This window comes from Dactylosporangium aurantiacum (assembly GCF_000716715.1).
GTDB classification, from domain to species: Bacteria; Actinomycetota; Actinomycetes; order Mycobacteriales; family Micromonosporaceae; genus Dactylosporangium; species Dactylosporangium aurantiacum.
In genome coordinates this window covers 190675-202823 of sequence record NZ_JNYJ01000006.1, presented here as the reverse complement: position 1 = coordinate 202823, position 12149 = coordinate 190675, and the positions used below count along the sequence as shown (strand labels likewise).

Below are 12149 nucleotides of genomic sequence, written 5' to 3'. Positions count from 1 at the left end.
CGGCGGCTCGTCACTCCACCCTGGCGCTGGCCCGGAACACCCGCGGGACGGCGATGGTCGGGGCGGCGCCGCGGGACTCGACGGCCCGCGGACCGAGGCTGACGCCGCCGTACGGGGGCGCCGGGACGTCGCCGGGGACCGGCACCTGGTACGCCTCGTGCGGGTCCGTCCCCGGCGCCTGCACCAGGGGCCACTCGGCGGTCTCGGCGGCCCACGACGGGGCGGCCTGCCGCCGGGTGGCGCGGTGCCAGCCGTCACCGGCGGTGGCGACGCCGCGGTCCGGGCGGCGCTGCTGCCCCGCGCCGACGGTGGCGACACCGCGGTCCGGGCGCGGTTCCGCGCCGGCGGTGCTGGACGGCTGCTGCCCCGCGCCGGCGGCGCTGGCGTAGAGCCCGTGGCCGCCGGCCTGCGCGGCGGCTGGGCCGGCTGCCTGTGCGGTGGCGTAGGTGCCGGCGTGGGCGCGGCCGGTGGCGTGCGGCGCCGGCTGCGGCGGCGCGTAGGGTCCGGTGGGGGCGCCCAGGTACGGCTGCCCGTGCGGGTCGGTGGCGGCGCCGGCGTGCGCGCCGGCCGGGCTGGGGGCGACCACGGGGAGCAGGATCGTGTCGCCGGTCCACAGGAACGTGTCGCCGTGCCAGCGGCGGCCGCTGCGGCTGTCCGCGGCCACGGGCTGGCCCGCCGCGGCCTGCACCGCGGTCGCGCGGCTCAGCGCGGCCGGCGGCAGCGCCACGACCGCGGCGAGGACCACGAACGCGGCGGCGACGAGGATGAGGAACAGCGCGCCGACCCCCATGCCGTAGGCGCCGGCGGCGATCTCCCGCAGCCGGTCCGGCAGCTGCCCGGGGTCCAGGATGCCGCCCTGGTCCAGCCGCGCGTTGAGGGCGAGCCGCTGCGCCGACGGCAGCGTGGTCGCGTCGTGGCGGACCCGCTCCGCGACGCCGGTCTGGATGAACGCGCCGAGCGCCGCGATGCCGATCGCGCCGCCGAGGCTGCGGAAGAACGTGACGGCCGCGGTCGCGGCGCCGATGTCGGCGGGTGACACGGCGTTCTGGGTGATCACGACGAGGTTCTGCAGCAGCGCCCCGACGCCCGCGCCGAGGAGCAGCATGCCGGCGGCGACGGTGGTGTACGGGGTGTCGGCGCGCAGCTGGGCGAGCCACCCGACGCCGACGACGAGCAGCGCGCCGCCGCCGACGAGGTACGGCTTCCAGGTGCCGGATCGGGTGATGAGCCGCCCCACGACGGTCGTGGACACCATCAGCCCGATCATCACCGGGGTCGTCATCAGGCCGGACATGACGGCGGAGGCGCCCCGGGCGAACTGGAAGTACTGCGGCAGGTACACCAGCGAGCTGAACATGACCGCGCCGGTGAAGAGGCTCGCGACGACCGACAGGCTCACCGTGGTCTCGCGGAAGATGGCCGGCGGGATGAGCGGGAACGGCGCGCGCAGCTCCACCCGGACCGCCCAGGCCAGGCAGGCGCCCGCGGCGGCGAGCAGCAACCAGCCGAGGGTCGACGTGCGGCCGAACTCGGCGCCGCCGGCGGTGAGCCAGATGAGGAACAGGCCGATGCCGGCGCTGATGAGGGTGGCGCCGGCGTAGTCGACGGTGACGGCCTTCGTCTCCCGCGCCGGCAGGTGCAGCGCCCGGCGGACCAGGACCAGCGCGGCCACGGCGACCGGCAGCACGAGGTAGAAGTTCCAGCGCCAGCCGATGGTGTCGGTGACCAGGCCGCCGACCAGCGGCCCGAGGATGTTGGCGCTGGTCAGCGCCGCCCCGATGCGCCCGGCGTACCGGCCGCGCTCCCGGGGGCTGATGATGTCGGCGAGGATGATCTGGCTCAGCGCGGCCAGGCCGCCGGCGCCGATGCCCTGCACGACCCGCATGGCGATGAGCAGGTTGAGGTTGTCGGCCAGGCCGGCCACCAGCGACGCGATGACCAGCAGCGCGATGCCGGTCTCGAACAGCCGCCGCCGGTCGAAGAGGTCGGCGAGCTTGCCCCAGATCGGGGTCGCCACCGTCATGGCGAGCAGCGTGGCGGTGGCGATCCAGGTGTAGGAGGCCTGGCCGCCGCCGAGCTCCGGGACGATCACCGGCAGTGACGTCACCACGACCGTGGAGGAGATCGCGGCGACGAACATGCCCGTCAGGAGTCCGCTCAGGGCCACGGTGACGTTGGTGCCCGTGTTCCCGGGCGGATTCTGGTCGGACATGGCTCCTCGCTCTGCTGCGGTGACCGGCACGGCGGGTGGTGGGCTGCGCTGGGGCTGTCGGTTGGCCGCCGCTTGGAATCCCGGCCCACCGGCGAGGTCGGGCTCAGCCGGTGGGCCGGGGCGTCGCAGGGCGGCCCGGGGGTCAGAAGGCGACGATGCCTTCGCTACCCGGCGGCAGGCCGCCCTTGCTCTCGGTGACCACGCCGGGCGTGACGACGGTCGGGACGTCGTCGGCCACGCCGTAGCCGGGCAGCGGGGTGAGGGCGCCGCTCTTCTCGACCCGCCAGGCGCTGATCGACATCTTGTTGGAGAACTGCGCGCCGTCGACGTGGGTGATCAGCCGCGGGTCGGCGAGCTTCTCGTCGAAGCCGACCGTCAGCACGTACAGGTAGCGGCCGTTGGCGCTGAGCGCCATGTCCTGGGTCGCCTTCTGGTCGCGGGTCGTGGCCAGGTGACCGTCGTCCGGGAACACCGACGCCTTGCCGTCCTTGTCGAAGCGGATGCCGGAGATCGTGCCGCTCTGCGCGTTGCCGAGGTAGAGCACGTTCGGGTCCAGCAGGCTGTCGACCGTCCAGCACGCGGCGAGCTCCACCGTGCTCAGCGAGGAGGTCATGACCTCGAGGGTGTTGTCGTCCTTCAGCTTGTACGTCGACAGCGCGCCGTACTTGTAGTTGGACCCGACGACCTCGCTGGAGACCAGGGTGTCCTTGCCGCGGAACGTAGCGGTGAACGGGCCCGGGCCGCTGGACTTGTTGGACACGCCGGTGCCGAGCTTGCCGTCCTCGCCGATCGGGAACACGTCGATCTTGTTCGCCTGCCGCTCGGTGACGACGAGCTTGGTGCCGGCGGGGTTGAACGACACCTGCGACGGCGCCGCCGTCGGGCCGCCGGGCAGGTTCGTCACCGCGCCGTCGATCGCGGTGAGCTTGCCCTCGCCGTCGACCTTGAAGCCGGCGACCGACGCCGACGGACCGTTGGTGTTCGGGGCCAGGCCGCCGGCGTTGGCGACGTAGAGCAGGTCCTCGTGCAGCGCGACGGAGACCGGCCGGGTCCCCCCGGACGGCACCCGGCTGACCACCTCGACCTTGCCGCCGTCGACGGACAGCGACGTCACCTCGTTGCTGCCCGCGTCGACCGCGAACAGGAGCTTGCGGTCGGGGCTGGCGATCAGCGCGCCCTGGGAGACCAGCGCGTCGCTGGCGTCCTCCAGGTCGTGGCCGCGGCCGGCGCCGAGGCCGCCGGTGGGGACGATGCTCTTGCGGACCAGGCCGCCGTCGGCGTCGCGCTCGAAGACGACGATCGAGTTGCCGGACTCCTGGTTGCTCATCACGTACACCCAGCCGGTGGTGCCGGCGATCGGCCCCCCGGACGGGACGATCTCGTCGTTGTCGGCCACGCTGACCGCCGGTCCGGAGCCGAGGAACCCGCCGAGCGCCGCCGGTCCACCGACCAGCACCGCGGGCACCGCCATGACGGCGATCGCCGCGCTGACCCAGTGCCGAGTTTTCATGACTGTTTCCCTCCGTGTCACACGTATTGATGTCTGTCGATTTACTTGAATGCGGGCCTGGCACCGGGCCGGGCGGGGATGGGCTCAACCTACGGGGTACGGAGGCCGCCGTCGATGCGTTCGGCACTGCCGTTGTACGTCCACAGTGGACTGCTGGCTGTTCGACCGCGGCACGGCCGCGGCTGAACACGCCGCGCCGGTCACTTCACGCCGGCCAGCACCGGTTCCTGCGTGGCGGCCGCGAGGTCCCGCTCCACCATGTGGCGCGGGTAGAACCAGTGCAGCAGCGGGCCGGCCATCGCCGTCGTCACGATCGCCATCACGACCATCAGGGAGAACAGGTCCCGGTCGATGATCGCGTGCTGCAGGCCGACGGTGAGGAACACGATCTCGGTCAGTCCGCGGGTGTTCATCAACGACGCCAGGGTGCCCGACTGCCGGGCGCCGAGGCCCGCCGAACGGGCGCAGAGGTACGCGCCGCCGAACTTCCCGCCGACCGCGACCGCGAGGATCACCGCCAGCTCGACGAGGCCACGGGTGCCGACCGTGGACAGGTCGACGCGCATACCGGAGATGACGAAGAAGACCGGCAGCAGGATGGTGCCGCTGACCGGCTCGATGCGCTCCACGAGCTCCTGGCGGAAGTGGGCGAAGCCGCGCGTGGGCATCATCGCTCCGTACAGGAACGCACCGAAGATGAAGTGGATGCCGATCCGTTCGGTGGCGTAGCTGGACAGCAGCAGCCCGGCGAGCAGCAGCGACAGCAGCCCCGGGGTGAGCGGCCGGGGCCGGCCGGCCACGGTGCACGCCCTGCGCAGCAGTGGCCGGACGACGAACAGCATCAGCAGCACGTACGGCACGGCCAGCGTGACCTGCCACTGCCCACCGGCGGCGTACCCGCCGACCGCCGTCACGAACGCCAGCAGCACCCAGGCGAGGACGTCGCCGAGCGCCGCGCTGGCCAGCGCCAGCCCGCCGATCTCCAGCCGGTGCATCTTCCGGTCCGTCAGGATCCGGGCCAGCACCGGGAACGCGGTCACCGACATCGCCGCCCCGATGAACAGCACGAACGGCAACCGGTCACCGACCCGGTGATTGCCGGCCATCCACAGCGCCGGACCGACGGCGAGCGCGAACGGCACGACGATCGAGCCGATCGAGACCGCCACCGCCGCTCGGCCCCGGCCCTTCAGCAGCGCCTGGTCGAGCTCGAGTCCGACGCAGAACATGAACAGCACCAGGGCGACGTTCGCCAACGCCGCGAGGGCGGTGCCGATCGACGCCGGGAAGAGCATGCCGCGCAGGTCGGCGCTGAGCAGCGTCGGCCCGGCGAGGATGCCGGCGGTGAGCTCCCCCAGGACGGCCGGCTGGCCGAGCCGGCGGGCCGCGGCGCCGAACACCCGGGCGAGGACGATGATGACGGCCAAGGTCAGGAACAGCTGTGCGAGCTGGTGCGTGGTCACGACAGGCCTTTCTCGGTGCCGGGGGCGGGCTCAGAGGTGACGGTTGGACTCGTACCGCAGCCAGCGGTCGCCCATCCAGATCACCGTGCCGGGCCCGATCGGGGTCAGCGTGTTCGCCGCGATGTGGGTGGGCTGGACACCCGGACGCTGCAGCCGGGTGCCGTTCTTCGAGTCGAGGTCCTCGACGTACACGTCCCAGTCGATGAGGCTGATCCGGGCGTGCTGCCGGGACACGGTCAGCGCCGGCTCGTCGAGCACGAGCGGCCGGGCGATCCCGGCGACGACGTCCCGGTCGGCCTGCGGCTCCCGGCCGACGACCAGGTCACCGTCCAGGACGAACGTGCCGCCCCGGTCCAGCACCAGCACGCCGAGCGGAGGGCGCAGGCCGTCCTGCTCGACGGAGGCCGCCTGGGTCATCGACATGCCGCAGACGCCGCAGTACTTGAGCCGCGGGTCGTTGAAGTGGCCCTCGGGGCAGTGCAGCCCGCTCACCAGCGGGGCGTGCGGCTGGACGGGCCGTTCCGGCTGCGCCTCGCCGGCGTCGCGGCGGCTCGGCGCCACCACGGGGACCGCCACCGTCGCGCGGTGCTCGACCTGCGGCCGCTGCCCCACCGCCACGTGGGACCCGGTGTCGTGCAGCGGCGGCGCGGCGGCGGGCGCCGCCACGGCGACGGGTGCGGCGACGGCTGTCGGTGCCGCCGGGTACGCGGGTGCCGGCATGGCGGCGTGGGCCATCGCCGGTTCCGGCGCCATCGCGTGCTGCGGCGCCATCGCGTGCTCCGGCGCCGTCATGTGGTGCGGTGCCGTCGCCGGTTCGGGCGCCATCGCGTGTTCCGGCGCGGCGGGTGCCGAGGCCGGTGCCGCGGCCGTGGCGGGTGCGGCCGGCGCCGGTTCCTGGGGCGTCAGCCTGGGCATGCCGTCGGCGAACGTGATGCTCACCCCGGCCGCCACCACCACGCCGACGTCGAGCCGGGTGCGCGGGTCGGCGTCGGCCGCGCCGGGCAGCTCCAGGCGGACGGCGTCCACCGGTGCCGGCAGGACCCGGGCCACCGCGGCGATGTCGTGCTCGCCGGAGAGCGTGCTGGCCTGCCCGGCCGCGTCGATGTGGGCGCGGGCACCGGCGTACACCAGCACGGCGAGACGGCCGTCGCGGGTCGGACCGCAGGCGGCGCAGGCGGCGACCGCCCCGGCGTAGTCGGCGGCGAGGACCGCGGCCACCCGGCGCACCAGCAGCACCCCGTCCCCGCCGGCGGCGACGACCTCGGCGAACGCCTTGACGACCACACCGATGCCGGCCTCCGCCCCGGCGAGGACCAGGTCGCCCTGGCGCATGACGAGGCCGTTGCCCGGCAGCGGCCGCACGGTCATCCCCGGCGTCGCGCGCACCACGGCGGCGACGGTGCCGTCCAGCCCGCCGCCCACGCCGCCGCCCATTTCGCCGCCCATGGCGTCGCCCATGCGGGCGTCCATGCGGGTGTCCATGGCGTCGTCGACGGCGTCGGTCAGCACGTCGGTCAGGGCGCCGGCCGGCTCCTGCGCGCCGGCCGGCTCGGGGGCCACGACCGGAGCGGGAGCGACGGCCGGCAGCGCGGCCGCCCGCGCCGCCGCCGACCGGGCCGCCGCGGCGCGGGCGGCCGCGGCACGCCCCGTCGCGGTCCGCATCGTGGTCACCCGCGTCGTCACGGTCCTGACCGTCGCGGGCGCCACCACGTGCGGCGCCACCGGATGCGGCGACACGGGGTGCGGCGTGGCGGGCGCCTGCGGTGCGACGGTGTGCGGCGCGACGCTCGCGGTGGCCGTGCGGCGCGGCGTGGTCTTCGCCGCCGCCACCGTCACCGTCTTCGCCTTCGGCGCCTTCGTCGCCTTCGCCGGCTCGTCCGGCTCGTCCAGCTCGTCCAGGGGCGGCTGCACCGTGTCCGCCGCCGCGGCCCGGGACCTCGCCGGCGCGGCCTTCACCGCGGCCGACGTGGCCGGCCTCGCCGCCTGTGTCGCGGCCGCGCGCCGGCGGGCCGTCGGGGCCGGCGCCGGTGCCGGCGCCTCAGCCTCCGGTGGCACCGCCGGGGACGGTGGCTGCGGCTCGGGGGTCGTGGCGCGGCGGCGCCGGGCTGGGCGGGACGTGCCCGCGCCGGCCGGTCCGGTCGCGGCGCCACCGGTCACCGTAGGCATCGTCATAGCAGCCGACCTCCATGAAATCTCCAGCGTGGAAAGGGAACCCGCATCGGCCCGTTCGCGATGAGCCACACGCACAGCCACACCACGAGGAAGTGGATGCTGAACGCGGCGAACGACGGGGCGTGCAGCCCCGGCACCGAGCCCCGTTGGGCCAGGAACCACACCAGCGCGCCCTCCGGGGCGAAGGTCAGCAGCCCGAACAGCGTCGGCCAGTCCTTCTCCCAGCGGAACTGCATGAGGGCGTGGTAGACGAACTCCCAGCCGACCCCGAGCACGGTGACGGCGGCCAGCAGCAGGTACGTCGTGCCATACCGGGGCTGCAGCGGGCCGCCGCCGGGAAGGAACGGGGTGAGCAGGGCGGTGACCAGCGCGCCGACCGTGGCCAGCAGCGCGATACGGGTCTGGATGCGGCCCGTCAGGGTGGGAACCATGTATGTCTCCTCAGACCGGCCGGTTGAGCAGCCAGTTGAACCACTGCCGGGTCGAGCGGGACACTGTCAGGGGCCGGGCGAAGCCGCGCCGGGCCAGGTCCTCGGCGATCTCCTGGGCGGCGATCTGCAGGCCGAGGAACGTGTCGACGCCCGGGAAGTACCCGCCGCGGGTCGCGACCCCGGACGCGTAGAGGGCGCCGTTGCCGCTCGCCGTGCCCTTGACCTCGAAGTGCCGCTCGACCTCGAGGCCGCCGAGCGGGTTGCGGCCGGCGCCGCCGTGGTCGAGCAGGTCCTTGAGGACCCGGTGGTGGGTGATGTCGGGCTGCAGGCCGGTGCAGTCGATGATGTACTCGGCGTGGATCTCGCGGGCGCCGTTCTCGCCGACGATCCGGCAGCGCAGCCGGCCGTCGGGGTTGACCTCGACCTGCTCGATCGCGCCCTGCAGCGCCGTGTAGTACCCGCCGTTGCGGCCCGCCGCCAGCTGCCGCTGCCAGGTGCGCCGGTACGGCGTGGACGTGCCGCCCATCTGGTGGTACGCCCGGGCCCGCGCCTCGCCGTCCAGCTTGCGGACCTCGGCCTTGAGCTGGCCGCCCCACACCGACTTCGGGTAGTTGAAGCCCTGGTACGCCCAGCCGTCGCCGCCGGGCTGGCGCAGCCACGGGTGCGGGCCCTGCGGCCCGCGGACGAACGTGCGGAACACGTGCACGACGTTGGTCTGCGCCCCGTTGCGCTCCCGGTCGTCCATGATGCGCTGCAGGACCCGTGACGCCACGATCCCGCCGCCGCGCACGACCACCGTGCCGGGCGCGGTCATCAGGTGCTGGTACACGTGCTCGTGCGGCTCGTAGGCGTTGACGACGTGGTGGTAGTCGCCGGCGCCGAGCCGCAGCGCCTGCAGGTCCGGCAGGAACCGCAGTCCCGGGTACCCGACGGCGATGTGCACGAACTGGGACCGGTACGCGGTCGGCTGCGTCGTGGTGTCGCCCGGGCGCGGCGTGAGGATGGTGAAGTAGCCGCCGTCCATCCGCCGCCGCACCGTGCGGACCAGGCCGCGGGAGAGCATGTCGGGGTAGCCGATGCGCTTGGCCTCGCGCTCGAGGCCGCGGAACACGGCACCGACCCGCGGCGTCCAGTAGTCGGCGATGAGCGGCTCGGTGAACACCTCCCACAGCGGCTTCAGCGTCCGCTCGCGCCAGGCCTCGCCGACCGCGTACGACGGGAAGCCCCAGATGTTGTCGGGGCGCGACGAGGAGTCCGAGCGGATGCGTTCCGGGCCGGGGATCTGCGAAACTCGGGTGAGATACTCATATGTCTGCCACGGGTAGTCCAGGTTGGACAGCACCCGGATCTCGTCGGCCGGCACGCCGGCGATGCGCAGGTAGTCCACGGTGACGAAGGACCCGAGGCCACCGCCGACGGTCACGAACGGGACGTCCACGATCGGGATGCCGGCGGCGCGGACCATCCCGTCGGACCAGAAGTCGGTGTCGCGCAGCAGCGTGGTGAGCTCGTCGGGTGGGCCGGGCGGTCCGGCCGGACCGGATGGGCCGGCCGGCACGGGCACGGTGCGGCCGTGCACCGTGTCCGTGCGGCCGGGTTGGTCGTAAACGTGGGGATCGGGCATAGCGGCGCCTCCCAAGGACTCGCGACGGGGCGTATGCCGTCTGGAAGGTAGAGCGGAGGCGATCGGAGGGTCCAGCGACGCCGGGTGCAGTTGAACGACGCTGATTACAAGACGCGGAAGGATTTCCGGTCGCGGCCGTCACACTTCCCGGGCGGGGCCGGTCATATGAGTGACACCCGGTCCGCAACGGTCCGCTGAGCATTGAGGAGGTGGTCGGCATGGCAGCACCAGTGCTCGTGACCGGCGGCACCGGCACACTCGGTCGGCGCGTCGTCGACCGGCTGACCGCGGCCGGCGTGCCGGTGCGGGTGCTGAGCCGCACCCCGCGGGAGGCCACCGGCGGTGCGGAGTATGTCGTCGGTGACCTGACCACCGGAGCCGGCGTCGCCGAGGCGGTGGCCGGCGCACCGACGATCGTCCACCTGGCCAGCGCGCAGAAGGGTGACGCCGCGACGACGGCGACCCTGGTCCGCGCCGCCGAGCAGGCCGGCACCGCCCACCTGGTCTTCATCTCCATCGTCGGGGTCGACCGCGTCTCGTTCGGCTACTTCAAGGAGAAGCTCGCCGCCGAGCAGGTCGTGTGCGCGTCCACCGTGCCGTGGACGGTCCTTCGGGCCACCCAGTTCTACGACATGATCTACAGCGGCGCCCGCAAGCTGGCGAAGCTGCCGGTCGTGCCGGTGCCGCGCGGGTTCCCGGTCGAGCCGGTCGACGCCTCCGACGTCGCGGACCGGCTCGTCGAGCTGGCGCTCGCGCCGCCCGCCGGCCGCGTGCCGGACCTCACCGGGCCGCACCGCACCACCTTCGCCGGGACGCTGCGCGACCTGCTGCGCGTCACCGGCAAGCGCCGCCCCGTCCTGCAGCTGTGGTTCCCGGGCATGGCGAAGATCAACGCCGGTGGGCTGCTCGCGCCGGACAGCACCGAGGCGGGGCCGCCGCAGCGCGGGAAGCGCTCGTGGGAGGACTTCGTCCGCGCGAGCACCGCACCCCCGGTGAGCGAGGCCGCCGGGCGGTAGCCCGCCCCCCGATCCTTCATCACACCTCCGGCCGCCGCGCCGGGAGGTGATTCCAGACTGGCCGGCATCCGGTCGCCCAGAGCGCCAGGCAACTGGTGATTCGCGCTGCCCGCAGAAGGAGGTGATTCCGCATGGACAAGATCGAGGTTCGCAAGCTGGAGCCGGTCACCACCAGCACCACGGCTGGCTGCTCGGTGTCGGCCTGATCGCCGCATCAGCGCCGCGTTCGACGGGCCTCGGGCGGTCCTTCGCCGTCCCGGGGCCCGTCGCACCATGCCCGTCACACCTCAGGCCCTCTCGGAAAGGAGGAGTCATGCCGACCATGTACGCACCAGACACCGTCCTGCACGTGCCGCCGTTCCAGCACCGGCTGGAGGGCGACACGGTCTCCATCGGCGACACCAACCGCAACGTCTTCCTGTCCCTGCCGAGCAGCGGCCTGGGCATCCTGCAGGACCTCGCCGCCGGGCACACGATCGGCGAGACCTCCCGCCGCTACGAGGAGCGCACCGGCCGCCAGGTCGACATCGACGGGTTCGTCGGCGCCCTGGAGGCCGAGGGCTTCGTCCGGCCGGCCGGCTCGGCGCCCGCCGAGCCGGCCGCCGCGGCCGAGCCGGACCGCTTCGTCGGGCACCTCAGCTGGATCAGCACCGAGACCGCCCGGCGCATCGTCGGACCGCCCGTCGTCATCCTCGCCCTCGCCCTGCTGGCCGGCATGGTCGCCCTGGTCGCCACCGACCCCGGCGTGGTGCCGGGCTTCCAGGCCCTGATCTACCCGCACCACCTGGCGATGCTCACCTGGATCACGTTCGCCATCGGGTTCACCGCCACGATGCTGCACGAGTTCGCGCACGTGATCGCGGCCCGCGCCGCCGGCGTACCGTCGCGGATCCGGCTGTCGAACCGCATGTTCATCCCGGTCATCGAGACCGACATGACCGGGATCTGGCTCGCCCCGAAGCGCGCCCGCTACCTGGCGTTCCTCGCCGGCGCGCTGCTGGACTCGGCGTCGCTGGCGCTGTTCATCGCGGTGCTGTGGGCCGAGCGCCGAGGCTGGGTCAGCTTCTCCCCCACCACGCTGCTGCTGCTCAACGGCGTCGCGGTGACGTACATCGGCCGCATCTACTGGCAGGGCTTCCTGTTCGTGCGCACCGACCTGTACTACACGGTCGCGACCGCGTTCGGCTGCAAGGACCTGATGACCGACACCCAGCACTTCATCGAGAACGCGCTGCGCCGCGTCACCGGCCGCAAGGCCCTGTGGGACCAGAGCGCCCTGCCGCGGCGGGAGCGCCGCGTGGTGTGGGGCTTCTCGGTGTTCTGGCTCATCGGCCGGGCGATGGCGCTGCTGCTGCTGGTGTCGGTGACGATCCCGGTGCTGTGGCACTACCTGTCCACCATCTACGACTTCCTGACCAACCCGTCGACGATCTGGACCTCGTTCGACTTCGTCACCTCGGTACTGCTGAGCACCGCCGTCACCGGCACCGGCCTGGTCCTGTGGGGCCGCGCCCTGGCCCGCGGCATCGCCACCCGGCTCGCGGCGCGCCGCGGCACCCACCCCCAGCCCAGCCCCGCCTGACCGCACCACGCCCGACCACGCCCGACCACGCACGGGCCCGGCGGACCTGCGCCCCGCCGGGCCCTGGCACCCTCGCGTGCCACGACCCCGCCGGGGCCGCGACCGGATCCCCCACCGGCCGCGCCCCGGCGCCGTCGTC

8 protein-coding genes are annotated in these 12149 nt (G+C 73.9%); 2 read left to right on the top strand and 6 right to left on the bottom strand.

The genetic code is table 11. The features are described from left to right. Positions 1-10 precede the first annotated feature (10 nt). From OP18_RS08680 to OP18_RS08655, 6 genes are all read right to left on the bottom strand, one after another. Positions 11-2212, bottom strand: a complete 2202-nt coding sequence (locus tag OP18_RS08680) for an MDR family MFS transporter (RefSeq protein WP_052386402.1) — start codon at positions 2210-2212, stop codon at positions 11-13. A 142-nt stretch (positions 2213-2354) separates the two neighbouring features. Then, positions 2355-3722, bottom strand: a complete 1368-nt coding sequence (locus OP18_RS52175) for a lactonase family protein (protein ID WP_052386401.1) — start codon at positions 3720-3722, stop codon at positions 2355-2357. Between the two features lie 200 nt (positions 3723-3922). Further along, positions 3923-5185 (bottom strand): cation:proton antiporter, encoded by a 1263-nt coding sequence (locus tag OP18_RS08670; RefSeq protein WP_052386400.1) that lies wholly within the window; start codon positions 5183-5185, stop codon positions 3923-3925. Between the two features lie 30 nt (positions 5186-5215). Further along, a complete protein-coding gene (locus OP18_RS52170; protein WP_156089369.1) occupies positions 5216-7357 on the bottom strand; it encodes an FHA domain-containing protein in 2142 nt (713 codons plus the stop codon). Beyond that, entirely contained in the window at positions 7354-7788 is a 435-nt protein-coding gene (locus tag OP18_RS08660; RefSeq protein WP_033358209.1) for a hypothetical protein, read from the bottom strand. Before OP18_RS08660 ends, OP18_RS52170 begins: the two co-directional genes overlap by 4 nt. 10 nt (positions 7789-7798) lie before the next feature. Next, complete coding sequence (locus tag OP18_RS08655) at positions 7799-9412, bottom strand: hypothetical protein (protein ID WP_211273474.1); 1614 nt, start codon at positions 9410-9412, stop codon at positions 7799-7801. A gap of 218 nt (positions 9413-9630) precedes the next feature. Here OP18_RS08655 and OP18_RS08650 point away from each other — a divergent pair, with 218 nt between their 5' ends. Both OP18_RS08650 and OP18_RS08645 read left to right on the top strand, forming a co-directional pair. Continuing rightward, complete coding sequence (locus tag OP18_RS08650; protein ID WP_033358295.1) at positions 9631-10428, top strand: SDR family oxidoreductase; 798 nt, start codon at positions 9631-9633, stop codon at positions 10426-10428. 313 nt (positions 10429-10741) lie between these two features. Next, a complete protein-coding gene (locus tag OP18_RS08645) occupies positions 10742-12010 on the top strand; it encodes a hypothetical protein (RefSeq protein WP_052386398.1) in 1269 nt (422 codons plus the stop codon). Positions 12011-12149 lie beyond the last annotated feature (139 nt).